Origin of the sequence: Pseudanabaena sp. UWO311 (genome assembly GCF_006937785.1) — a bacterium.
Lineage (GTDB): Bacteria > Cyanobacteriota > Cyanobacteriia > Pseudanabaenales > Pseudanabaenaceae > Pseudanabaena.
The window spans coordinates 51,052-76,119 of sequence record NZ_SJEE01000001.1 but is presented as its reverse complement, the minus strand read 5'-3'; the positions used below and the strand labels follow the sequence as shown (position 1 = coordinate 76,119).

The window sequence follows — 25,068 nt, the reverse complement described above, 5'->3', positions numbered from 1 at the left end:
AATACTTCTGTGAATTAAAACCCAAACCCCGTAAGGGTTTTAAAAACACAAAATGGCGTAGCCATTTTGTGTTTTGGTATAAAGTAGAGATTGCGCGAAGCGCAGTATTTACTTCATGTTTTTTATGCCCCACTTTTCCCATCTATTCGAGCATTGGCAATCTACCCTCAACTGGTCACCAACCCCTGATCAAATTGATCAATTTGAAAAGCTGTACGAACTTGTCCTAGAAGGCAATAGCAAACAAAATCTGACTCGGATTACGGCTGCTGATGATTTTTGGGAAAAGCATTTATGGGATTCATTACGTGGCGTATTAGCTTTCTGGGATCGTGAAGATCTTAAGGTAATTGATATTGGCACTGGTGCAGGGTTTCCAGGGCTGCCGATCGCGATCGCCAAGCCGTCGTGGCAAGTCATCTTGTTAGATAGCAAGCAAAAAAAGGTTGCCTTTGTCCAAGAAACAATTGAAACTCTGCAATTATCTAATGCGATCGCGCTATCAGGGCGTAGCGAAGAAATTAATAAACTCTCAGATTATAAAAAAAAGTACGACTTAGCCCTTGTAAGAGCCGTAGGCAAGCCAGATATTTGTGCTGATTACGCATTACCATTTCTCAAAAAAAGCGGCACAGCAGTACTATATCGTGGTCAATGGCTACCCGAAGAGAGTGAACATCTAGATATATTTTGTGAGCAACAAGGGTTACAAGTCGTTAAGCAAGATCGCTTTCAAACTCCGCTTACAGCAGGGATTCGCCATAGCGTTTATCTTTCACCCCGTTCAACCTCAAACTCAAACTCATAAGGAGAGGCAAAGTTGGAGGAATCATATAAAAATCGGATTACTTCTTCTTCAAGACGATGAATATGATGAGCTTCTACAGCATTAGTAAAGCGTAGAGCCGAGAGATAACCGTCTAAAAAAAGTCTCATTTCGTCCGTAGAACGATAACCACGTTCTGACATTTCGACTAGAGAGTCGGTAATCTTTTGATATTGACGAATGGCGATCGCGTCTTGAAGCATAGGTCAAGCTGGGAATAACTACCGTCTTAAGTGGGTTTTGCTTAAGTAATAAAATCTTTCCCTTCTAATCCTAACGATTGATCGCTAGTTAAGAAAGTTCAACTTTTATGTACTTTCAACACTGTAATTCTATCACTTTGAGATACGAAAAAGCAGAAGGGACGCATAGCGTCCCTTCTGCTTTTTATTCATAGATTGGCAAAGCATCTTGCCAACTAGGATAAATACCTGCTTGCCATTGATCGTGAGCGATCGCTAACAAACTTTCACTTAGAGATAAGGCTGGTTTAGACTGCTGTGCTCTAGAAATAATTGTTTGGCAGTCAATCCCATATACAGGGATATTTAACTGTTCGCCAATTGTTCTTGCGACAACAATGCCAATCCTTGTGCCAGTGAAACTACCGATACCTGTGGCGATCGCTAAAAAAGCAAAATCAGTCCATGCGCGGTCACCCACAAACAAACCTAAGCAGTCATGTAACTGTAGAGATAGTTCTCTGCCTAGTTCCCATGACTGCTGCTTGTGAATGCTATAGATTTGAGGATTGCGATCAGAATTTGGGTTAAGTTCAGCGATCGCAAGCTCTAATTTGGTAGTCGTTGTATGTAAAGCAAGGGCAAAACTTGTGGTCATGATCCGTAGAATACTGGAATATAATCACCAGAATTCAAATTAGAATTTATTGCCACCAACGCCAGTGTCAGCAGCGCCAGTATCGGCTGCACCTGTATCAGCAGCTCCATTGGATTCAGAATCTTCTGGATCGTTATAGCTGCCCATTGGTCTTCTACGCCCAAAGCGACCCATTGGGGTGCGCTTACGAAACTTACGCGCATACGCTTGGTTGCGAAGAGCTTTTTCTTTTTTCTGATTGCGGCGCTTAGCCATTTTAACCTACTGTACCCCTTAGAGATTGAGTCTATTTAAGCTAACACAAAACGAGAAATAGACAAAGCCCAATTATTTTTTAATAGCAATTCTGATTATAAAAATCGATTTTTTGAAAGCCCGTAGGCGGGCTTTCAAAAAATCGATTTTGGGATTTTCAGCATCGGAAGCGTTGAAAATCCCAAAATCAGTTTCACTAAATAAAAAGCTACCTCTTTACCTTTTATCCGCAATACTTTGAAGATTCATAGGTTAGAATACATGCATCTTTAAGTATAAAAGATCTACTGAATACACTCTTAACCTTGCAACTCAATCTCGTAAAGTTTAGGAGGCGTAAGTGAGTAAGGTCGTTCATATGACATTTCAACCGAGTTATTTCAAGGCTGATTTATTTAAGGTTTTGTCCAATCCCGTTCGGATTCAGATATTAGATGCTTTGCGGATCAGTGAGCAGAGCGTTAATTCGATCGCGCAGGGGATTGAGGCAGAGCCATCAGCAGTTTCGCAACAGTTGTCAGTGATGCGGCGATACAACCTAGTGCGATCGCGGAAACAAGGAAACTTTGCTTACTATTCCGTCGGTGATCCCACGATTTTTAAGGTGTTGGATGCGGCGCTAGAACTTTTTAACAATCATGTAATTGAAATGCGGGAATCCCTGCAAAAATTGGAGTAATTAGAATCTCATGGCACAAGCAGTAAGCTTAGGCAACAATCAAAGTCCCAAAAATAAACCCTTCAAGGGATTATTTAGTAATTTTCGTGGCGATCTGACGGGGGGACTTACCGCCGCAGTCGTCGCGTTACCCTTAGCGCTTGCCTTTGCAGTCGCCAGTGGTGTGGAGCCGAAAGCAGGGCTTTATACAGCGATTGTGGCTGGAGTCGTTGCCGCTGTATTTGGTGGCTCACCTGTGCAGATTACGGGCCCCACGGGAGCGATGGCTGTTGTTTTAGTGGGAATTGTCGCTAAATATGGCATCGAGAAAGTTTGGATTGCTGGCGTAATGGCGGGAATTATCCAAATTGCTCTCGGCGTGGCAAAGTTAGGGCGTTTAGTGAAATTCATTCCCTATCCTGTCACCGCAGGATTCACCAATGGTATTGCCGTAATTATCTTTTGTGGACAGTTAAATAATTTCTTTGGGTTGCACCTGCCAAATCAAGAGCATTTCCTCCAAGCACTTTGGCAAACTGTCACCAATTTGGAAGGCTATAACTGGTTAGCGATCGCCTTAGCCCTATTGACCATAGGCACAAAATTATTATGGAACCGAATCAATCACTCGATTCCAGGGTCTTTAGTTGGGTTAGTCGTCGCTACCATAGCCGCAGTCATCGCCAAATCACAATGGCATCTAGAAGTACCTACTATTGGGCTAATTCCCCAATCTTTACCAATACCCCAAGGGATTCCCCATTGGAATGATTTCAAATTAATTAGAGAGCTGATTAATCCCGCGATCGCCCTTGCCGCATTAGGCAGCATCGAATCTTTATTAGCAGCCGTGGTTGCCGATGGTATGAGTGTTAGCGATCGCCACAATAGCGATCAAGAGCTAATTGGACAGGGTTTAGCGAATATGATCGTGCCATTTTTCGGTGGGATTCCTGCAACTGGTGCGATCGCCCGTACAGCGGTAAATGTGCGGGCTGGTGGTAAAACTCGCTTATCAGGAGTGATTCACGGTGTCGCGCTTGCTGCGATCGTCTTAGCTTTTGCACCTCTTGCCTCGCAAGTTCCGCTTGCTGCCCTCGCTGGAATCCTAATGATTACCAGTATTCGCATGATGGAGTGGGAAGCGATCGGGCTACTGATCCATACTACCTATGCTGACTTCGGAGTAATGATGCTGACATGGCTAGTTACCGTCTGTTTTGACCTAGTCTTAGCGGTGGAAGTTGGTCTAATTGCCGCTGGTATTCTCTTTATCAAACGGATGAGTGAACTCAGTCTTGTCAAAATGCCTGAAGATAATGTCTTCCTTGCTGGCGTACCCCTAGATTTTGGCAAACAAATCGCCATTTATCGGATTGATGGGCCGATGTTCTTTGGTGCAGCCGAGAGATTTGTTAGCTTCCTTCGTGATGCACCTGAAGTTAAGTATTTGATTTTGAGAATGCGCTATGTACCGAGTATGGATACGACTGGACTAGTTGCTCTAGAAGAGATTTATCACGATTTACAACGCCACAATTGCCAGTTGTTTTTGAGTGGTTTGCGTCCTGAAGTCGAGCAACTTTTAGATCGCAGTGGCTTACTCAAGGAAATTGGACAAGAGAATTGTTTTGAGTCAACTAATGATGCTCTACGAAAGATTATGCCCAATGACAACAAGTCTCAAGAGACTGCTGCGTTAAGTAAAACACTGGTTACCAAACCATAAACGAAAGGCGTTGCTAAGCAACGCCTTTCGTCAGTCAATCCATTCGTTGTCTAATTTCTGATCTCGCAGCAAGATGCGATCAAAGCCTTCGCTGAGGGTTGGGGGGCTATAGGAAAGGGTGCGATACATTTCTACTACGACATCTTCAGGGACAACGCGATCGCGCATGTCATTTCGTGATAAACAAATCCAGAGCGGCACATCTAGCCAAATCCCTGTGATTGGCTTAAATCGGTGTTCTTTGGCAAGGTCAATAATATTTTTACGATATTCGCGTTTATAGTTTGTGGCATCATATATTACAGATTGTTGCGATTTCGCTGCATTTGCAAATGCTTCTTGCACCTGCGCCCAAATTTCTGTCCAGTCTCCCTGTATTTCGGCTGATCCATAGAGTGATGCTCGAATCAGATCGGGACTGATTAGCTGGGTTTGCCCATGGGTGAGGCTGCTACTATTCTGATGAGAAGTCTGATTAGAAGCACGCAACATCTTCTCAGCGAGGCTAGATTTGCCACACGCGGGTACACCAATCAGAATAATTACACTTGCCATGCGATCGCTATAAAAAGCTAAGTAAGTTTTTTAACTATGCAGCAATTTTAGGATTTTCGTGCTGAAAACCCTAAAATTGCTGCTGACACTAACAATTCTCAAATAACCCTAAAAACGAAAATATGTCCACTCTTTACGATTTCAAGATCACTAATATTGACGGTCAACCAGTCGATCTCGCTCAGTACAAAGGCAAAGTCGCCTTAGTTGTTAACGTTGCCTCCAAATGTGGCTACACTAAGCAGTACAAAGGACTAGAATCTCTTTATCGTGAATACAAAGACAAAGGATTCGAGATTCTTGGCTTTCCTAGCAACGATTTTGGCGCACAGGAACCTGGTACTGAGGCAGAAATCAAGAGCTTTTGCTCGCTCACCTATGATGTCACCTTTGATATGTTCAGCAAGGTGAAGGTAAGTGGCAGTGGTATTGCCGATACTTACAAGTACCTCACTGAGACCACAGGTAGCCAAGTGCAGTGGAACTTCAATAAGTTTCTAGTTGATAAAGAAGGTAAAGTTGTGAAATACTACCCTTCCAGCGTTGCACCTGAAGATACTGGTCTGCGTAAAGATATCGAAGCACTTTTAGGCTAAGTTTTGTAAAGAAAGGGTGGCACGAAGTGCCGCCTTTTATTTTTAGAAGTGTTTAAGCTCACATAGTAATGACCTATACTTCGCTAATCTAGTATTAAGTGTTTTACTCCAGCCGATAGCTTTGCCCCTATGACTAGAACCAAAAAAGATTTAGAGAATAAAGATTTAGATGTTTCGCTAGAAGTTGACATCATAGAAAGTGTTGTGTCGTCAGAAACCTCAGAATCTACACTAGTGACAATTGACAAGCAAGATGAAAAGTCAGTTGATCGCTCTATGTATTTTTTTAATCGTGAACTAAGCTGGATTGCTTTTAATAAGAGAGTTTTAAGCGAAGGACTTGACTCGCGCACATCATTGCTAGAGCGAGCTAAATTCTTTGCAATTTTTAGCACTAACCTTGATGAGTTTTTTATGGTTAGAGTGGCTAGGGTAAAGAAAAAGTTTGCTGAGCGGATGGATATTATCTCCGATGATGGGCTTAATCCAGAAAAGCAGTTGCAAGCAATTCGCGAGGCTCTTGTGCCATTGGTTACGATGCAGCATGAATTTTTTGAGAATACATTGCGTCCAGAATTACATAATCATGGAGTGAAGCTCCTTGACTACAAGGATATCGATAAGAAACATCAGCGATATCTCAAAGCTTATTTCCAAGACAAGTTATTTCCTGTTCTCACGCCACTAGCCGTCGATCCTGCGCATCCATTTCCCTACATTTCTAATCTCAGTCTCAATTTGGTGGTGATTGTGCGCGATCGCGACACTAAGGAAAAAAACTTTGCACGAGTAAAAGTACCAAATGTATTACCACGCTTTGTCAAAATCCCTGAAACTGACGATCATACTTTTGTGCCGTTGGAACAGGTAATCGCCCATAACCTTGATGCGTTATTTCCTGGAATGGAGATTATCAGTTATTATCCATTTCGGATTACCCGTGATGCAGAACTAGACATCGAAGAAGAAGAAGCAGATGACTTGATTTCGGCTCTGCAAGAAGAACTACGCAAACAAAAGTTCGGCTCAGTTGTGCGGATGGAAATCGCTAGCGATATCCCGCCAGAAATCCGTAAGGAGTTGATTGAGCAATTAGGAATTACTGAAGCTGATGTGTACGATATCCCAGGGCTAATTGGTCTAGGTAGTCTGATGGCGATCTCTTTTTTGCCAATGCCTGAGTATCAAGATAAGCCATGGAAATCTGTAACTCATACTCGATTAAAGCAAGGGGATGAGGATGGGAAGAACATTTTTGACATCATTAGCGAAGGTGATTTTTTAGTTCATCATCCTTATCAGTCGTTCACCACCACAGTACAGAGGTTTATCGAAGAGGCGGCAAATGATGACAATGTACTTGCGATCAAACAAACTCTATATCGCACATCTGGAGATTCTCCAATTGTCCATGCGCTGATTCGGGCGGCGGAGAATGGAAAGCAGGTAGCAGTGTTAGTAGAGCTAAAAGCGCGATTTGATGAGGCGAATAACATTCTCTGGGCGAAGAAGCTAGAAAATGCGGGAGTACATGTCGTATATGGCTTTAAGAATCTCAAAACCCACACCAAAACTGCTCTAGTGGTAAGGCAAGAAGGCGATCGCTTAGTTCGTTATGTTCACATTGGTACTGGTAATTACAATCCCAAAACAGCGAGATTTTACAGCGATCTTGGTATTTTTAGCTGCAATGATAATTTGGGTGCAGATTTGACTGATTTGTTTAACTACCTGACTGGTTATTCCCGTCAGCGCGATTATCGCAAGCTGCTAGTTGCACCTGTGAATATGCGCGAGAAATTCTTGAAACTGATCCATCGCGAAATTGAACATCAAAAGCAGGGCTATCCTTCCTACATCATTGCTAAAATGAACTCACTGGTCGATCCTGAGATTATCTCGGCGCTGTATGAGGCTTCGCAAGTCGGTGTAAATATTGATCTGATCATTCGTGGTATTTGCTGTATTCGTCCTAAGGTGAAGGGATTAAGCGATCGCATCAGGGTGATCAGTGTGATCGGTCGCTTCTTAGAACATTCACGCATCTTTTACTTTAGTAATGGCGGCGAAGAGCAGGTATATATCGGTAGTGCTGACTGGATGCCGCGTAATCTTGATGCAAGGGTTGAGGTAATTACCCCCGTTGAGGAAGGATCTCTAGTCAAGGAACTGAAGCAGATTCTAGAAATCATCCTAGCCGATAATCGTCAAGCTTGGGATCTTAAAGCAGATGGAACCTATATTCAGCGCTCTCCCAAGGATGGAGAGCCTGAAATGAGCTCACAAAAGCACTTTATGTCTCAAGGGCGACCTGAATTCGCATAATAAAAAAGGCTCCCAAAGGGAGCCTTTTTTATTATGCGAATTCTTTCGGTTTTACACCTAATTTTTGAAACATCTCCGCATCATCTTGCCAGTCTGGATTAGCAGTCGTGAGCAACTTCTCACTGGAGAAGATCGAATTTGCACCTGCGAGAAAGCAAAGTGCTTGGTCGGAGACACTGAGCCGATCGCGTCCTGCGGAGAGTCTCACAACTGCCTTGGGCATCAGGATTCTTGCAGTTGCGACCATGCGCACTAAAACCAAAGGATCGATCGCCTCAAGCTCTCCAAATGGAGTTCCCGCAACAGGAGACAATGCGTTAATTGGCACTGACTCAGGTTGTGGGGTGAGGTTTGCTAATGTGTGTAAAAGATCAATGCGATCGCTGTCAGTTTCGCCCATGCCGACGATGCCGCCGCAACAAACTTGAATACCTGCATCAGCCACATGCTGAATCGTTTCGAGGCGATCGCGATAGGTACGAGTCGTAATAATTTCGGGATAGAAACTTTCGGAAGTATCGAGGTTATGATTATAGGCGGTTAAGCCTGCTTTTTCTAAGCGCTGAGCCTGATCTGGACGCAACATCCCCATGGTTACACAGGCTTCCATTTCCATCCCTGCTACGGCTTCGACCATTTGCAAAACCCGTTCAAACTCTTCCCCATCAGGTGCATTGCGCCATGCTGCTCCCATGCAAAAACGAGTTGCCCCATGTTGCTTAGCTTCTTTTGCTTGGCTAATCACTTCATCCAAAGGTAACAGGGGATAAGTCTCTACCCCCGTCGGATAGCGAGCACTTTGCGGACAATATTTACAATCTTCAGGACAGCGACCTGATTTGATATTTGATAATGTGCACATCTGCACAGCATCAGTTTGATGATATTGCCGATGTATTGATTGCGCCTCAAAAACTAGAGACAGCAATGGTTTATGGTAAATTTCGGTGACAGATTCAAGGGAAATCAAAAGAGTATTTATGCTTACGACATAATGATAGCGATCGCCATTGTACTGTGAAGCAATACCGCTTGGGAGCGCGATCGCAATACTTCTTTATGTAAGAGTGTGCCCCAGAGGGGCCCACTCTCCTGCACTTTAAGCACTTAAAACTGGTTTACAAGCCTCTATTGTCTGTTCATAATAATTTTGCAATTGTCGCGTGGCAGCATCCCAACCCCACTTTTCTGCCTCCAAGCGGGCTTCAATGCACATATATTCATTACGATTTTGCAAAAGATTTTGAGTTGCCAAGGTCAAGCCATTGCTGTCATTAGGCTCAAATAAATAGCCATTAATGCCATTGGTGACAATGTCAGGAATTCCCCCTGAATTTGCAGCAACAACTGGACAACCAGCCGCCATTGCTTCGAGCAGAACTAAGCCCAGAGTCTCAGTGCGCGATGGGAATAAAAAGGCATCACTGGAGGCAAAAGCTGCGGCAAGATCATCCCCACGTAAATAGCCAACAAAATTAGTTTTAGTATCTGCAAAAATCTTCTCTAACTCTTGGCGATAGGGGCCATTTCCAACTAGAGCAAGGCGACTATTGGGGATTGCTTCTAGCACTGGCAAAATTTGCTGAATTTCTTTCTCGGCGGAGAGTCTACCAACGTACAGAAATAAAACTTCTTCAGGATGTCCTTGGGTGAGGCGCGATCGCATTTCCGCGCTTTTAAATCTCGGATGAAACTGCACGGTATCAACACCGCGCTGCCAAAGATCAAGCCTCTCGACACCATGCGATCGCAATTCATCGATCATCACTGTTGAAGTACAAAGATTCAGCGCTGCTTGATTGTGAGTATTTTTGACCAATTCCCACATCACACCCTCAAGAAACCCCAATCCGTAATGCTGCAAATACTGGGGTAAATGTGTGTGATAGGAAGCCATAAGTGGGTAATTCATCGATTTGGCATAATATAAACCTGCCATGCCCAAAATTGCAGGATTTACAATATGAATAATATCGGGCTTGAACTCCTCTAGCGCATAGCCAATTGAAGGACGCGGGAGAGCTACTTTTAGTTCTGGATATAGCGGGAAGTCAAAGGCTGATACGCCATAAATCTTTGCACCACAGTATTCTTTAAGTCCACCATCGGGCGAAAACACCAATACTTGGTTACCGAGCTTGACCAGATATTCGACGGTATATTTGAGGCGAGTAACGATGCCATCAATTTTTGGCAAAAATGTCTCGGTAAATATGGCGATACGCATAGTGATGACTGTACGGAATCGTTGGCTATGGGCTGACAGCATCATACTATGGCAGGTAATCTCCTATACAAATAAAAAGTCAAATCCTCATAGCTGGTGTAATTGTGTAAAGGAAAGTTTACTTAAGGCTGACTTGCGCGATCGCTACCATCATCAACAGGCGATCGCAGATTTGTGTTAATTGTTGATTTTAACGATCGCCATTATTTGTTAGTGAATCTATTAACAAGAACTTTAGGTAGTCTAGTTTTTGTAAATACTGATGGGTGAGGGGAAATTTCTCTTTCTGAGAAAAGTATAGATCGGCAACCAAAGGGTTACTTAGTATAAAGATTTGACGGAGATATTTTAATGCTTGCTCTGGTTTTTGAATTTGATTAGTGATTTTTATTTGACTTGCATAACCACGCAAATCGGTCGCAATTAGGTCTATTTCTTCCATGATTGAGAATTCTTGCTCATTGAGAGAAAATGCTTCTATGAGATATTTAGCCTCATTTTGTTGTATTTGATGATAGTCATGGGTTAACTGATCTAGCAAGCTAATGATTTTTCTTGTGGTTTGTTCGAGAGAATTAAGGGTTATGGTGTTAAACATTTCAATTTACATCGCATATTTAGATCATATTTGAAGGAAGCGGAATAGGATCTTTATATTGGATTGCAGCTTCAAGCCATTGTCTCTTTGCCTCAAGAATGTTATCCATAGCTTCTTGAAGACTTTCACCTGTGGAGATGCAACCAGATAAATCTTGGATAACAACGGTATAGCCGCCTTCTATTTCTGGATAAAAGGTGATGGGATAGTTGAGGTTGATATAGTCTTCTAAGGTCTTGAGAGTTTGTACTGTGTTCATGGCGTTATTTGTCGAGTTCTAGAAGTTTTACAATTTGTTTGAGATAAGTTCTTTTAACGGTTTGACCTCCTTTCTTTGGTATGGTTATTTTGAGGCTTGATTCATTGCGAAAGGTATGATGGCTTCCTTTGTTAGATATTTCTTGGAAATTAAATTGAGTGAGAATGTAGTAAACATCGTCATAGCTTAGTTCAGGTGGATCTCTTAGAAGTTTTTGGATTAGTTTTTCTAGTTTACTCATTGTTTTTAACGATTGATTTACTTAATGCTAACTTGCGCGATCGCTACCATCATCAACAGGCGATCGCGGATCTTAGATAGTTATTAATTCTTAAGTTAGCCGAGGTTGACATTTTCATAAATTTCTTCAAAAGAAATGTCAAATTTCACTGTTTGTAAAGATAATGCTGAATTATCATTTCGATATTCAGATAATATCCATTTGCCCTGATTTGTTTTATTGAATTGCATTACATAATATTGATATTGACTAATTAAAATATATTCTTTGAACTCAGGAATTGAGCGGTAATAATAAAACTTTTCGCCTTGATCATAATTTTGCGTTGATTTTGATAGAACTTCGACAATCAAAGAGGGATTTGTGATGGTTGTTTTGCCAGTACCGTAATAATTTGGCTCATCTTCAATCAGCATCACATCAGGATAGGTTGCCTCTGAGTAAGCAGGAATCCAGAGCTTAACATCACCGATAAATATGTTGTAGTTTTGCTTTTTGAGGGCAAATTTTAAGTTTGCGGCAAAATTTAAGGCGATTTTATTATGGTCTGTTGTGCCACCTGTCATGCTAATAATTTCTCCGCTTTTATATTCATGTTTTTCAGTAGCAAGCTCTTCCATTGCTAAATATTCGTCAAATGTATAGGTTTGATTGATTAAAGTAACAGTCACATTTTTTCTCCAGTTAATGAAATATTTACTTAACGCTGACTTGCCCGATCGCTACCATCACCAACAGGCGATCGCCAATTTAGATTTAGTTGTTATTTACCATTGGCGATTAACTTCAAGTGGTGCTTTAAAATCGGGTGCAATTTTGATTTGTCCTTTGGCGCTGCCTCTTTGTCTTCTTTTGGGTGTGGAGGATATTTGACTTAGATTGAGGATTGGTTGATTGTTGCGGGTGATGATGATTTCTTCGCCTTGCAGGGCGATTTGCATGAGTTGTGGGAGTTGGGTTTGGGCGTGGGTGATGTCAATTAGTTGCATGATTTTATTTTTATTTAGGTTTATTTAATGTTAACTTGCCCGATCGCTATCATCGTCAACAGGTGATCGCGGAGTTGGGTTAGTTGCTGATATCCAGATCTCCGACTTTTTTTGTGCATGACATAGGTTATCTCTGATTTTATAGAAAAAGTCGGAGATCTCAACTGCTGAAGGTTACTTAATGCTGACCTGTCCGTTCATTAGCATCGGTAGCAGCCAATCGCGGAGTTTGGTTAGTTGTTGATTTTCTCTAGTGTTAATCGTTAATAGCTGAAAATATCTACTAACAACATTTTCAAATTGAGAAATCAATCCATTCTCAGGAATTGGGATAGAAAATCTTTCAATTGCTTTTGCATCTACTCGTTTACGTCCTGATGTACCAGTCATATTTGAAATAGCAAAATTTCTAAAAGATGTAGAGCGTGAAAGACAAGCTGCAAAACTACTTAACGATCTATTTTTCCCTCTCAAAACAATAAATTCTGTTGATCCAAATCCTATCTCATTATCTTTTAGTAATGTAATTAAGCCTGTTTTACCATTCTCTAAACATGGGGTTATTCTTGCAATTACAACATCTCCATTTCTAAACTTCATACCACCATTAAAGGGTTTATATTGGATTTCTCCTGTCATAAAGCCAGATGTAGGGATAGCACTCATATCTATATAAGCACTAATATTTCCTTTGGATAACGTCTCAGAAGGATTGATTTCAAATAAATCAGAAACACATCCAATTTCCCAACCCGCAGGAATTGCCCGATCGCAACCTCCACCATCCACATACACCATCTCACCGCCAGAAGACTTATAGGGCTTGCCATCTGCATTAGGAAAGTCAAACTGCACGAACCAATAATCATAAATCGTCTTAGCAAGACTCTCTAACTCAGCATTAATTCGATTATTCAGTTCAATTTTGGCATCAAGAGCAGAAAGAACATCTGCAATTTTTTTCTGTATATTACTATTTATTTCACGAAGAGCTATACCTTCTAGAATAGGCATTGTAAGAAACTTAGTTTGCGAACCTTGAGCTTTTTCTTTTAAGCGTTTAAGTTCTAATCTGAGTGAATAATAAATATAATCAATGTCGAAATTTTCTTTGGCTGTTAAAACATAAGTTCTTTGATAAGCATTAAATTTTCCCTTGAATCTATTAATATGAAAATTGCCTTGAGCATTATTCCCAGCAACTAAAACAACATCACCGTCAAATGAATAGTGGTCAATATGAATAGGTTCGGCAGCGCAAGTAAAAAATGGATATTCCCCACCTTCAATTGCATGATTAGAGTCGAGCTTACCAGTAGTAATATTACAGGCAATACCAATATGTAACTTATCTTTCATACGTCAACCCCGCCAACTGGCTCTTAATCTCGATCTCCAAATCCCTAGACTCCGCAAAAAAGCGATCTAGATTACTAGAAAAAGCCCTTAACTTCTCCTCAAACTCATCCTGCGAAATATCCACATACTCGATCTTTACATCAAAATACTGACCCGCACTCAACGAATAATTTTTAGCCGCAATATCCTCATAGCTCACCACCACCGAAAAATCATCAATGGCTTTCTTCTCATTAAAAGTCGAGATAATTTGCGCCTCCTCCGCCTCCGTTAACACCGTCTTCTGATTTTTGCCATCCTTCACCGTCTCTCCCAACCCAGACGCATCAATCAACACCACATCACCCTTATTGCCGCGATCCATAAACAAAATCGACACATTCGTACCCGTCGTTGCAAAAATATTGCTCGGCATCGACACCACCCCCGCCAACATCCTCTCATCGACTAGCTTCTGACGGATCGCCTTATCAATCCCTGACTGCGCCGTAATAAACCCCGTCGGAACCACCACCGCCGCCTTACCCTTGGGCTTTAGGGAATAGATAATATGCTGCAAAAATAGCGTATAAATCGCCATCTTGTCCTTATCCTTTGGCGGAATCTTCGGAATCCCAGCAAAAAACCGTAACTTATGATCCTTACTGTCCAGAGACTCCCGATAATCGCTAAAATCTGTCTTAAAGGGCGGATTTGACACAATATAGTCAAACTTCGCTAACTGCGCTCCATCTTTATGATAGGGATGCTCTAGCGTATTCCCCTGAATGATATTAGGAATCGAATGTACCAGATTATTTAAAATCAAATTTAATCGCAACAAACTCGACGACTTTTGCGAAATATCCTGCGAATAAATCGTACAGCGCTCCTCACCGATCGCATGGGCAATACTCATCAACAAAGTCCCCGACCCCGCCGAAGGATCATAAACCGTCACATTCTGCACCCGCCCCTTCACCAAGATCGCCGACATAATCCTTGCTACAGCATGAGGCGTATAGTACTCAGCATACTTACCGCCATTATCCTTGTTGTAATCCTTAATCAAATACTCAAACAACGTCGCAAAAAAGTCATACTTCTGCGTAAAAATATGTTCTGCACTAAATTTGATTAACTGATTTATCACCGCCCGACAGAAATTATCGCGCTTAGAAGTATCCGTAACAAACTCACTCACGCGATCGAATAATGGAATCTTCGTATCCCCTTCCGTTTTGACCGAGAAAATATCATTATTTGCGATCGCAATATCCCGCAACGTATCATCAAACAACTTCGCAAAATCAGGATTATTTTGCTTCTCATACAAAGTCGCCAGAAAATGATCGGGCTTTAAATTTGCCGTATTAGAAGGCAACTTCAACAACAAAAACTCATAATCAGCCTCAGACATCGCTTTTAAAGACTGTTCCCAACTTGAAGACTGAGCGATCGCCTTTGGTACAGCCTGCTTCACCTCATACGCAAACTTATCATTCATCAACTTATACAAAAATACCTGAGTAATGATTTTAAATTCATTCCCATCATTCCCCAACCCATAGGCAGCGCAAATCCCCTTGAGGCTATCGATCAACTCTTTAATCTTTTGCCCAAAATCTGTATCGTTAAGTTGATTCATATCCCTGTTAATTACCCGCTTGGAAAATCTGATTAGCCGTCAAATTCAATTCTGGAAAAGTTGGTGATATAACGCGATCATCTCCCCTAAAAGCAGTTACCTGATACTCTCCATCAATTAACTCATGCACTAAAATCGTTGGCTGCTTAGGATTACCAATAAACCGCCGACCACCAATTCCCAAATAATCCACAATCCAATATTCAGGAATCCCCATCTCCTCATATTCCTTCAATTTAGTTAAATAATCATCACGCCAGTTAGTACTTACTACCTCAATTACCACCGCGATCGATGATCCCTGCACAACTGTTGCTGATTTTTTCCATAGCGGCTCATTTACCAAGTTCGAGCGATTTAAAACCAAAACATCAGGATCATAAGCAGATTCTGCACTTGGGGGCTTTACTAGAACAGTTTTAGGAATTCTATAAGGCAAATTTAACCGCAAATATTCAGCCGTAATCGCTTCACCCAAAAAGCTACCAATATCCTCATGATCTCCTGTTGGCTGCGGCATCTCAACAATTACTCCATTATGTAATTCATAAAACTTATTCTCTGGTTTCCATTCTGCGAATTCTGCAAAAGTTACCAATTCAGTCTTAGCTAAAGCTTGAATCATTTTTGTTTACCTAACTAACGAACTAAGTTCTCATATTATAGCCAGAGCCTTGAAACGCATTCAACCAACCAATCCATTAAATTCATTCATATATTCTTTCACAACCAGATTATTAATATAGTTCGAGGTTTCTGCATTTAGCTCGATTTTTTGCTCTGTAAACTGCCCAATTAGTAAGAGTACCATCTCCTTACTAAAATAAACTTCATTATTTAGAATTTTCGTGTTTTGCAAAACAAACCCATCGGCGCTGACCTTTATACCCAGCAAAGCCTCACAGATTTTGCGCTCATTCAGCGACAATTTTTTGCCTTCCACTATCCGCTTATGAACCCGCACATACTTCACGTCATTGTCGTATTTATCTCGCAAGAGATTGTTCTGACGATTAAGCTCCTTAATCTTGTCGTAGATTTTATTTAGGCTACCAATATTGGCATTCATCTCATCTTGGCTCACCTCACTCAGCTTTTTCTGCTTAAACAAACGCTCTAACTCTTCCTTTAAACTAATAAATTTAGGATCGGTCTTATCAAAATTACTAGCCAAAGCCTCACGAGTCCGCCTCAGCGTATTTTTTAGCTTGTCCGCCAGTACCAGTTCCTCTTCCCCAATCTTCACAAACGAAAAGATCACCTCTTCTAGTGCCTCGTTCAGTAGATTTGTTACATCCGCACCGCTTTCTATTCGTTCAAGAGTATTAATTGCATTTAAGCGATCGCTAGCCACCTGATACATTCGATTAAGCTGCTGAAAATCCACCTTCTCCAAAAGCTCATAATGACCCATTAACCGAATCAAGTTATAGAGGCTTTTCGCATTGCCTAACGCTTTCTTCAGTGCAAGAACAGTTTCTCGATCGCTTATTTCCGTAACTTGTGTACAGAAAATATCAGCATTGCGCGTGTCGTAACGAAACAGAACATCTTCAATCTCTTCAATTTCTGCTTCGATCTCCTCCTTCGACTTAAACAGATTAGAATAATGCTCTAACTCATCCCCCAACTCCGCCTGTAACTCATCAAAATAAGCCTTATTTGTCGCATCAAATTCTTGACTAATATCAGCAAAATCCACCACAAAGCCGTAACGAAAATTCTTGTAAGGTCGATTAACACGAGTCAAAGCCTGTAATAGATTGTGTTTTCTAATCACTCGTCCTAAGTACAATTTTTTCAACCGCTTCGCATCAAACCCCGTCAGCAGCATATTGTAAACAAACAGCAGATCGATCCTACCTTCTCTAAACTCGTCTCTCCAATCCTTGCGTTCGTCTTTAGTGCCAATGTCATGGAGAATCAGCGCCGCCGTCAGCTTGGATCGTTGCTTTGTCTTCTTTTTGTTGAGCAACACCTCATATTCAGCGCTAACATCACTTAGGCGAGAGGATGGATTTGTCAAATTTTGTAGATTAGGAAATCTTTCAAGAAAAATCTCATAGAGCATTTTTGCCTGTTCTGAACTATCACAAATCACCATTCCACCGATAGAATGATCGCCAAAACGCGATCGGCTATTCTCAAAATCATCCAAAATATAATCTAACAACGGCTCCACATAATGCCGATGAGCAAATACTAATTTTTTATCAATATCCCCTTGCAATATCTGCGCTTGCTCCAGAGCCTGTTGCAAAATCAGCTTGTAATTAGTCGCAATCTCCTCCCTAATCAATCGCACCGTATAGCCATCAGCGATCGAAGCATTGTAATAATACTTGTGAATATACTCGCCAAATAGAACCTTGGAATTATACTCATCTCCCAACAAAGGTGTACCCGTTAAGCCAATCTTGATTGCATTCCGATCTGATTCTTCCAGATTCGCTAAAAAGCTGCCCTTGGGGTTATAACTGCGATGTACCTCATCCAAAAAGTAAATACGCTGAATATTTACATCGTAATCTTCATCTCGCAGCACATCAGGATCATCCTTAAATTTGTGAATATTCACCACTGTAATTTCGGGCGAACCCGACAAATTGTGAATGACACTCGTTGACTTGATCTCTTTGGTAAATTCTTCTCTTGAGCTGATGGTCTTCACCTTTAAACCACGACTTTCAAACTCTCCTTTAGCTTGCGTTAATAAATCAATGCGATCGACAATGAAATAAAACTTAGGGACAATCTTTTTTTGTTGGAAATAATCCGTCAAAAACTTGACATTATAAAAAGCCAGAGCCGTCTTGCCACTGCCCTGAGTATGCCAAATGATCCCTTTTTTAAGCCCTTTATCTAAAGTCTTCGCGATCGCCTTAGTTGCAAACATCTGCGGATAACGCATGACATGTTTCTGCCAGCCAAGACTTTCTTTTAAATAGGCGATCGCATAGCCCAAAATAAACTTGAAACGATCCTTGCTAAATAGCGAAGTCAACAACCGATTTGTCGGCGTATCAGAGTCCTTATTGGTAATAAATTCAGGATTATGTTTAATAATCTGTAAATTATTATCCTTCAGCACATAATTTTCAATCTCTTCACTTTCATCTGCTAAAAGTGCCGATAAATCTAGTGATTCTTCTTCTCGAAAATAATTAAAATCATGATTTTTATAGGATGGCGAAGCATAAAAAGCTCCCGCCAGTAGCGAACTCGATTCTGATTGATTGTCATACTCCATATTATTAGAGAAGACCATCAACTGCGTAATATTTGCAAACCGTCTAAACCTCTTGTTTTGAAACCGCTCATTAATGCGATCGCGTTCTACCAACAAACCATTCCTATTATTTGGCTTTTTTACCTCCACAAAAGCCAAAGGCATTCCATTAATTAACAGCACAATATCAGGACGAAACTCATCATCACCATTTTTGTATGTTAGCTCCGTCACCACATGAAAACTATTATTTTCAAAGTTGGCAAAGTCAATAATTTTATGCCCCGATTGATCAATCAATCTTTCATAAAAAGTCTTGCCTAGATCTTCATTTTCTAAAGCAAAGCGAATTTCTGACAATAGGCGATCGCTATCTTCTTCTTCGATATGCGGGTTAACCTTAGCAATACTTTCCTTGAAAATATTTGTAAAAATATTAGTCACCTCATCTCGCACTGCCCCCTTCAACGATAAATACTGATAACCCAATCGGTTCAAATGCAAGACTGATGGTAACTTTACTCTGGAGTTTTCGTTAAAAGTCATAATGTCAAACGAGTCTTTAGCTACACCCTAATAATTTTGCAATTATTTAAGATTGACGAATGATTTCATATTAACATAGCGTTTTTGAGTAATATTTTCTATCGAGGTCTGACAACAAGTTGCCCAACCTATAAAATTTAAAAGCCTTGCTATTTTGCGAGGCTTTTAAATTTTATAGGTTGGGATAAAGCGCGATCGCTCAAAATTAGAAATTAGAGACGGCGCTGCCTAGGCTGTGTTTGGAAATTTTGAGATATTCCGTATTAACCCCCGATTCGCGAGTTAACGAAACCTTGCCAGTACGGGCAATTTCGCGAATGCCAAACTTGTTTAACATCTTCAAAATAGCCACCATCTTCCCAGGATCGCCAACCACTTCGATTGTCAAGAAATCATCAGCCACATCAACAATACGGGCGCGGAAAATCTGAGATATTTCAATAATTTCCGATCGCACATTTGGCGCAGCATTTACCTTAACGAGCATCAGCTCGCGCTCAACACAAGGAATATCGGTAAAGTCAAGAATTGTGATCACATTGATCAGTTTATGCAACTGCTTCGTGATTTGCTCAATCGTGTGATCGTCGCCAGAGACCACCATCGTAATGCGCGTAAATCCATCTTGCTCGGCAGTCCCGACCGCAAGGCTCTCGATATTAAAACCTCGGCGGGCGAACAAGCTAGCAATGCGGGTCAGCACGCCTGCCTCATCTTGGACGACAACGGAGAGAGTATGTTTCATGGTGACAAATTCGGCAAATAAACAGCACAGTAGACTATATTAATGACTTTGGTTACCTTATTGCGATTATCAAGATACATATTGATAACGATTTAGGTGCTTTGCTCTCAAAACTAAGGGGGCTGCTTCGCGCCCCTCTTAGGCAATCTATTCAAACATCAAAAATATGACTGCTCAGTTTCATCATGTTCCCGTCCTTGCCGAACCCGCGATCGCAGGTTTAGAGATTATTTCAGGTGGTATGTACCTCGATTGCACGGTTGGCGGTGGCGGACATAGCGCATTAATTTTGCAAGGGGGGGAAAATGTGCGTTTAGTTGCGATCGATCGCGATGAAATGGCGATCGCGGCGGCAACCGCAAAACTTGCAGATCATATAAACCAAGTAACTTTTTGGCGGGGCAACTTTTGTGAATATAAACCTTCGCCAGATTTGAAATTTGATGGCATCCTTGCTGATTTGGGCGTAAGTTCAACGCAATTTGATATTGCTGAGCGGGGGTTTAGCTTCCGAGAGTCAGGCGACCTTGATATGCGTATGGATAATCGCCAAACTCTGACTGCTGCGGAAATTATCAACCACTATAAAGAAGTAGAACTTGCGGATATTTTTTTTAAACTGGGAGAAGAGAGACTTTCGCGGCGAATTGCCCGTCAAATTGTAGAGAAGCGTCCATTTAAAACCACGTTGGAACTTGCTAATGCCATTTCTGCTTGCGTCCCTGCTAGTTATCGGAATGGCAGAATCCATCCCGCTACGCGAACTTTTCAAGCCCTGAGAATAGCTGTAAATCGTGAATTAGAAAGCCTCGAAAAATGGCTTGCAGTGGCTCCAAATTGGCTAAAAACAGGCGGTAAGATTGCCGTAATTACATTCCACAGTCTTGAAGATCGCATTGTCAAGCATACATTTCGTGAAGACGATCGCTTACAGGTTCTCACCAAAAAAGTCATCATCGCTACGGATGAAGAAACTCGTTCAAATCCTAGATCGCGATCGGCGAAGTTACGCATTGCCCAAAGGATTTAATCAATTTATAATTGTAGTACTTGAGCAGCAGTCGCCCTGCACTCAAGTGCGGGCTAAAAGCTCAAGTCTACTGAAGCAGACTAAAGAATACTTCTAAGCAACCCGTTTCAACGGGTTTTAGCTTTTAGCCCGCACTTGAGTGCAGGGCGTTCTTATATGCACACCCTTGCGAAGCAAGGTGATGAAACAATGAATAGAATGACAATCCTTTGCGTGGATGACGAAATTAATATTCTGATCACCCTCAGAAGTCAATTAATGAGATGCTTCCCCGACTATGCGATCGAGGTCGCCGAAAGTGGCGAAGAAGCATTGACTTTGGTAGAAGAGCTATTGTCGAATGGGATAGAAATACCCCTAGTAATTGCCGATCAAATTATGCCAAACATGCAAGGAGATCAAGTCTTGATTGAACTTCATGCTCGACATCCTGAGATCTTAAAAGTCATGCTGACTGGTCAAGCAAGTGCAGAGTCTATAGCCAATGTGGTCAATCAAGGTAATCTTTATCGCTTCGTGTCAAAACCTTGGAGTGAAGTCGATCTTAAATTAACGGTGACAGAAGCTCTGCGGTGCTACGAACAAGAAAAAAAAATCGCCCAACAGCAGGTATCACTTCAGCAAGCAAACTCTCAACTTGAGTTAATAAACGCCAATTTAGAAAATCTCGTCCTGCAAAGAAACAATCAGGTATATTCACTACTAAATAACATTCCCCACATTGCTTGGCTCAAAGACTGCGAAGGGAGATTTCTGGCAGTTAATGAGCCATTCGCCCAAGCCTGTGGCTACGATTCTTCTCAATTAGTTGGACTAACTGATCTAGATGTTTGGGAACAAGACGTAGCTGAATCCTATCGCAGCGATGATTTTGAGGTCATGAGATCTGGCAAACAAAAGCGGGTTGAAGAAAAACTAATTACAGCCGATGGAAATCATCAATGGATTGAGACAATTAAAACCCCAGTTTTTGGCGATCGCAATAAACCCTTAGGCACAGCTGGAATTGCTATAGATATTAGCGATCGCAAACAGACAGAAATAACTCTCCAAAGCTTAATGGAAGGTACAGCTTCGGTGACTGGCGCAGACTTTTTTGTCTGTTTAGCAGAGAAAATTGCCATTGCTTTGGATGTATCGCATATCTGCATTAACAAAAAGGTTGGGAAAAGTCTAGAAACATTAGCTGTCTATTATGACCAACAATTTCAGCCAAATGTAACCTATGAGATTTCTAATACCCCATGTGCTGAAGTAATCAAGCAGGGTATTTATTACTGTCCTAAAAATGTTCAAGACTATTTCCCTCAAGATGAATTTCTTGTCCAAAACGAATCTGAAAGTTATATGGGTCTTGCACTTAAAAATGAATTTAACGAAACGATTGGGGTTCTTAATATTCTCAGTCGTAAGTCCATCGCTAATCCTGAACGTGCTGAGATATTACTGAAAATTTTTGCAGCCCGTGCTGGGGCTGAGTTAGAAAGATTACAGACTTTAGAAAACCTGCAACAATTGAATTCCACCCTAGAAAAGCGAGTCCAAGAACGAACTCAAGCCCTGCAAGAATCGCGTAATATGTTGCAGCTAGTACTCGACACTATTCCCCAACGAGTCTTTTGGAAAGATCGACAGTCTCGTTTTTTGGGCTGTAATCCAGCATTTGCCAACGACTATCAGCTAACTGAAGAACAAATTATCGGCAAAACTGATTTTGAGCTACCTTGGAATGATTGGGCTAATCTCTACCGTGCTGATGACGCTAGAATCATAGAGACTAAAACCCCAAAATTGGGATATGAAGAACTCACTAGAAATCTAAATGGGGATCAGATCTGGATTCGTAATAGCAAAATCCCTTTAACAAATTCTCAAGGAGAGGTAATCGGGATTCTCGGCTGTTATGAAGATATTAGCGATCGCAAACGAGCTGAAATAGCCCTTGGCGATAGTAATGAACGTTTGCGAGCTACCTTTGATCAAGCGGCCGTTGGGATTTGCCAAAATAGCTTGGATGGGAGATATATGCAAATCAACCAAAGATTTTGCGACATTATGGGGTACTCAGAAACAGAATTGCTAGTTAAATCTTTTGCCGAATTAACTCATTCTGACGACCTTGCTAAAGACGACGAAAAATCCAGACTTTTGGTCAAAGGAGAACTACAAAGCTTTACGATGGAAAAGCGGTATATCCGCAAAGATGGTGAGATTGTTTGGGCGAATTTGGCTGTCTCATTAGCTCGAAACCACAGTGGAGAACCGCAGTATTTTATTGGCATTATTCAAGATATTAGCGATCGCAAACGCTCAGAGCAACAACTTCAGTCAGAGAAACTGCGGTTACAACTGGCTCTCGAAGTGATGGAGATGGGAACTTGGGAGTCTAACTTAGATACAGGGATCTGGTCGGAAAGGACAGAAGCCATTTTTGGCTATGAGGCTGGAGCATTTCCTGGAGATCGTGAAGCCTTTCTAAAATTAGTTCGTCTCGAAGATCAAGAACGAGTGTTTCAGTCTCTTTATCATAGTTTTACTACACATTCCCCTTACAACATTGAATATCGGATTAATCGTAATGATGGCGAGATACGTTGGGTCGCTGTAAATGGAAAAGTTGTTGAGAAAGAAGAGGGTGATGGTTTCAGAATTGTCGGTGTAGTGCGTGATATTACCGATCGCAAACAAGCTGAAATTGTCTTGAGACAATTTCAGCGGATGGTGGAGATCGCTCCAGTCGGGATGGCTCTGGTTGACCAAAACTATACGTATCGCTTGGTCAATCAAATTTATTTAGATCAGAATGAGCGACAGTTGAATGAGATTGTTGGTGTTTCTATTTGTGATGTCATGGGCGATGACACGTTCCAAAACATTGTCAAGCCAAGGTTTGATCGATGTCTTACAGGCGAAACAACTGATTACGGGGATTGGTTCTATTTTAAGAAGGCAGGTAATCGATTTGTTAGTGCAACCTATTCTCCTTATTTTGAAGTCGATGGCTCAATCACAGGTGTGGTGATCAGTAATCGAGATGTGACAGCACGTCGAGAAGCAGAAATATCTCTGCAAGACAGTGAAGAACGTTTACGCCTTGCCTTGACCGCAGCCAATCAAGGACTCTATGACCTTAATCCTCAATCTGGAGAAACTGTTGTCAGTCCAGAATATGCCACTATGTTAGGCTATAGCCCTGAGGAGCTACAGGAAACTAGAGCTAGATGGATTGAAAGACTCCATCCAGATGATCTGGCAATAGTTGCAAAAACTTATCGAGATTATGTTAATGGTGCGCTTCCGCATTATAAAGTAGAGTTTCGTCATCGCACTAAAAATGGTGACTGGAAATGGATTCTCTCGCTTGGTAAAATTGTAGAATGGGACGATAATGGACAGCCATTGCGCATGTTGGGAACACACACTGATATCAGCGATCGCAAGCGAGCTGAACTAGAGCTTGATCGCCTGTTGCAAGAACTATCTCAATTAAACAGTAAGCTAGAGGAAGCTAATCATCAACTCGAAGACTATTCCCAAACTCTTGAGCAACGTGTCCAAGAACGCACTAATGAGCTCAAAAGCGCTCAAGAGCGGATTATTGCTCAAGAAAAGCTTGCCTCGTTAGGTACACTCACTGCAGGCATCGCCCACGAAATGCGTAACCCTCTTAACTTTGTCAAAAACTATGCTGAAGGCTCTATTGATCTATCTCAAGAACTACTAGAGATTCTACAGCCAATCTTTTTGGTTCAAGATCCCCAAACAGCTTCATCGATCGAAACTCTAATCATCGACTTACAGGAAAATGCCTCTACGATCCATCGACATAGCCTCCGGGCCGCAGAGATTATTGATAGCATGATGCAACATTCCCGTAGCGAACCTGCTCCAATGCAGCCTACAAAACTTAATACCTTGCTTGATGAAGCCCTGAAACTAGCCTTTCATAGCAAACGGTTACAAGATATTAACTTCAATGTCTCTATTCACACCAACTATGATCCAGAAGTAGGACTAGTTGACATAATTTCTAACACTCTCATGAGAGCGTTTATTAATTTAATCGATAATGCCTATGATGCGATGCGCTCTAAGCAGATGCAGTTAAGTGAAGATGATTTACGACCTAGTACATACATACCTAGCCTCACAGTTTCTACTCAACTGGTAGAAGATAAAGTAGAAATCCGCATTCGTGATAATGGTTGTGGTCTTACCCCTCAGATCCGCTCTAAAATCCTTGACCCATTCTTCACAACTAAGCCTCCTGGGGAAGGAACAGGGCTGGGGCTTTCGCTTACCCATGACATTATCGTTAAGCAACATCAAGGGACATTGGTGATTAACAGCGAGCTAAACGAGTTTACTGAGTTTTTGCTCTCAATTCCCATTCACTCACCAAACATGCAGAGCTTTGTACTGAAGTAAAACCCA

24 protein-coding genes are annotated in these 25,068 nt (G+C 41.5%); 8 read left to right on the top strand and 16 right to left on the bottom strand.

The window, feature by feature from the left end; genetic code table 11:
* Window positions 1-124: 124 nt before the first annotated feature.
* Entirely contained in the window at window positions 125-808 is a 684-nt protein-coding gene (gene rsmG / locus PseudUWO311_RS00355; protein ID WP_142653118.1) for a 16S rRNA (guanine(527)-N(7))-methyltransferase RsmG, read from the top strand.
* Here the strand turns inward: rsmG and PseudUWO311_RS00350 are convergent.
* The 3 genes from PseudUWO311_RS00350 to PseudUWO311_RS00340 all read right to left on the bottom strand — a co-directional run bounded on the left by PseudUWO311_RS00350 (window position 769) and on the right by PseudUWO311_RS00340 (window position 1,921).
* A complete protein-coding gene (locus PseudUWO311_RS00350; protein WP_142653117.1) occupies window positions 769-1,029 on the bottom strand; it encodes a DUF6761 family protein in 261 nt (86 codons plus the stop codon). The genes rsmG and PseudUWO311_RS00350 overlap by 40 nt on opposite strands.
* 184 nt (window positions 1,030-1,213) lie before the next feature.
* On the bottom strand, window positions 1,214-1,666 hold the full coding sequence (locus tag PseudUWO311_RS00345; protein ID WP_142653116.1) for a hypothetical protein: 453 nt from the start codon (window positions 1,664-1,666) through the stop codon (window positions 1,214-1,216).
* A 39-nt stretch (window positions 1,667-1,705) separates the two neighbouring features.
* Window positions 1,706-1,921 (bottom strand): hypothetical protein, encoded by a 216-nt coding sequence (locus PseudUWO311_RS00340; protein WP_142653115.1) that lies wholly within the window; start codon window positions 1,919-1,921, stop codon window positions 1,706-1,708.
* A 358-nt stretch (window positions 1,922-2,279) separates the two neighbouring features.
* Here PseudUWO311_RS00340 and PseudUWO311_RS00335 point away from each other — a divergent pair, with 358 nt between their 5' ends.
* Both PseudUWO311_RS00335 and PseudUWO311_RS00330 read left to right on the top strand, forming a co-directional pair.
* Window positions 2,280-2,600, top strand: coding sequence for an ArsR/SmtB family transcription factor (locus tag PseudUWO311_RS00335; protein WP_142653114.1), 321 nt, complete (start codon window positions 2,280-2,282; stop codon window positions 2,598-2,600).
* Between the two features lie 10 nt (window positions 2,601-2,610).
* Window positions 2,611-4,308 carry a SulP family inorganic anion transporter gene (locus PseudUWO311_RS00330; RefSeq protein WP_142653113.1) on the top strand — a complete coding sequence of 566 codons (1,698 nt, stop codon included), beginning with the start codon at window positions 2,611-2,613 and terminating at the stop codon, window positions 4,306-4,308.
* Between the two features lie 30 nt (window positions 4,309-4,338).
* On the opposite strand, the gene PseudUWO311_RS00325 is transcribed toward PseudUWO311_RS00330, so the two are convergent.
* Window positions 4,339-4,863, bottom strand: a complete 525-nt coding sequence (locus tag PseudUWO311_RS00325) for an AAA family ATPase (protein ID WP_142653112.1) — start codon at window positions 4,861-4,863, stop codon at window positions 4,339-4,341.
* Window positions 4,864-4,985: 122 nt separating this feature from the next.
* Here PseudUWO311_RS00325 and PseudUWO311_RS00320 point away from each other — a divergent pair, with 122 nt between their 5' ends.
* The gene (locus PseudUWO311_RS00320; protein WP_142653111.1) at window positions 4,986-5,459 is read left to right on the top strand and encodes a glutathione peroxidase; all 474 of its coding nucleotides are present in this window, start codon (window positions 4,986-4,988) and stop codon (window positions 5,457-5,459) included.
* A gap of 129 nt (window positions 5,460-5,588) precedes the next feature.
* On the top strand, window positions 5,589-7,784 hold the full coding sequence (gene ppk1, locus PseudUWO311_RS00315; RefSeq protein WP_142653109.1) for a polyphosphate kinase 1: 2,196 nt from the start codon (window positions 5,589-5,591) through the stop codon (window positions 7,782-7,784).
* 31 nt (window positions 7,785-7,815) lie between these two features.
* Here the strand turns inward: ppk1 and bioB are convergent, their stop codons facing one another.
* Both bioB and PseudUWO311_RS00305 read right to left on the bottom strand, forming a co-directional pair.
* Entirely contained in the window at window positions 7,816-8,754 is a 939-nt protein-coding gene (gene bioB, locus PseudUWO311_RS00310) for a biotin synthase BioB (protein WP_142653107.1), read from the bottom strand.
* Window positions 8,755-8,883: 129 nt separating this feature from the next.
* Complete coding sequence (locus PseudUWO311_RS00305; RefSeq protein ID WP_142653105.1) at window positions 8,884-10,011, bottom strand: glycosyltransferase family 4 protein; 1,128 nt, start codon at window positions 10,009-10,011, stop codon at window positions 8,884-8,886.
* Between PseudUWO311_RS00305 and PseudUWO311_RS00300 the strand changes: the two genes are divergently transcribed.
* Complete coding sequence (locus PseudUWO311_RS00300) at window positions 9,998-10,192, top strand: hypothetical protein (protein ID WP_142653103.1); 195 nt, start codon at window positions 9,998-10,000, stop codon at window positions 10,190-10,192. The genes PseudUWO311_RS00305 and PseudUWO311_RS00300 overlap by 14 nt on opposite strands.
* A gap of 9 nt (window positions 10,193-10,201) precedes the next feature.
* Here the strand turns inward: PseudUWO311_RS00300 and PseudUWO311_RS00295 are convergent, their stop codons facing one another.
* The 10 genes from PseudUWO311_RS00295 to ilvN all read right to left on the bottom strand — a co-directional run bounded on the left by PseudUWO311_RS00295 (window position 10,202) and on the right by ilvN (window position 19,604).
* Window positions 10,202-10,609, bottom strand: coding sequence for a hypothetical protein (locus PseudUWO311_RS00295; protein WP_142653101.1), 408 nt, complete (start codon window positions 10,607-10,609; stop codon window positions 10,202-10,204).
* 19 nt (window positions 10,610-10,628) lie between these two features.
* Window positions 10,629-10,868 carry a type II toxin-antitoxin system HicB family antitoxin gene (locus PseudUWO311_RS00290; protein WP_142653098.1) on the bottom strand — a complete coding sequence of 80 codons (240 nt, stop codon included), beginning with the start codon at window positions 10,866-10,868 and terminating at the stop codon, window positions 10,629-10,631.
* Between the two features lie 4 nt (window positions 10,869-10,872).
* Window positions 10,873-11,109: a type II toxin-antitoxin system HicA family toxin gene (locus tag PseudUWO311_RS00285; protein ID WP_142653096.1), complete on the bottom strand. Its 237-nt coding sequence runs from the start codon at window positions 11,107-11,109 to the stop codon at window positions 10,873-10,875.
* 95 nt (window positions 11,110-11,204) lie between these two features.
* On the bottom strand, window positions 11,205-11,780 hold the full coding sequence (locus PseudUWO311_RS00280) for a Uma2 family endonuclease (protein WP_223807386.1): 576 nt from the start codon (window positions 11,778-11,780) through the stop codon (window positions 11,205-11,207).
* A 96-nt stretch (window positions 11,781-11,876) separates the two neighbouring features.
* Window positions 11,877-12,098 (bottom strand): type II toxin-antitoxin system Phd/YefM family antitoxin, encoded by a 222-nt coding sequence (locus PseudUWO311_RS00275; protein WP_190303344.1) that lies wholly within the window; start codon window positions 12,096-12,098, stop codon window positions 11,877-11,879.
* Between the two features lie 174 nt (window positions 12,099-12,272).
* Window positions 12,273-13,457, bottom strand: a complete 1,185-nt coding sequence (locus PseudUWO311_RS00270) for a restriction endonuclease subunit S (RefSeq protein ID WP_142653093.1) — start codon at window positions 13,455-13,457, stop codon at window positions 12,273-12,275.
* Window positions 13,447-15,084 (bottom strand): class I SAM-dependent DNA methyltransferase, encoded by a 1,638-nt coding sequence (locus tag PseudUWO311_RS00265; RefSeq protein ID WP_142653092.1) that lies wholly within the window; start codon window positions 15,082-15,084, stop codon window positions 13,447-13,449. The genes PseudUWO311_RS00270 and PseudUWO311_RS00265 overlap by 11 nt, the downstream gene beginning before the upstream one ends.
* Before the next feature lie 7 nt (window positions 15,085-15,091).
* Window positions 15,092-15,709, bottom strand: coding sequence for a Uma2 family endonuclease (locus PseudUWO311_RS00260; RefSeq protein ID WP_142653090.1), 618 nt, complete (start codon window positions 15,707-15,709; stop codon window positions 15,092-15,094).
* A gap of 60 nt (window positions 15,710-15,769) precedes the next feature.
* Window positions 15,770-18,859 carry a type I restriction endonuclease subunit R gene (locus PseudUWO311_RS00255; RefSeq protein WP_142653089.1) on the bottom strand — a complete coding sequence of 1,030 codons (3,090 nt, stop codon included), beginning with the start codon at window positions 18,857-18,859 and terminating at the stop codon, window positions 15,770-15,772.
* Window positions 18,860-19,064: 205 nt separating this feature from the next.
* Window positions 19,065-19,604, bottom strand: coding sequence for an acetolactate synthase small subunit (gene ilvN, locus PseudUWO311_RS00250; RefSeq protein ID WP_142653088.1), 540 nt, complete (start codon window positions 19,602-19,604; stop codon window positions 19,065-19,067).
* Between the two features lie 166 nt (window positions 19,605-19,770).
* Here ilvN and rsmH point away from each other — a divergent pair, with 166 nt between their 5' ends.
* Window positions 19,771-20,634 carry a 16S rRNA (cytosine(1402)-N(4))-methyltransferase RsmH gene (gene rsmH / locus PseudUWO311_RS00245; protein ID WP_142653087.1) on the top strand — a complete coding sequence of 288 codons (864 nt, stop codon included), beginning with the start codon at window positions 19,771-19,773 and terminating at the stop codon, window positions 20,632-20,634.
* A gap of 156 nt (window positions 20,635-20,790) precedes the next feature.
* Window positions 20,791-25,062: a PAS domain S-box protein gene (locus PseudUWO311_RS00240; protein ID WP_142653086.1), complete on the top strand. Its 4,272-nt coding sequence runs from the start codon at window positions 20,791-20,793 to the stop codon at window positions 25,060-25,062.
* Window positions 25,063-25,068: the final 6 nt, after the last annotated feature.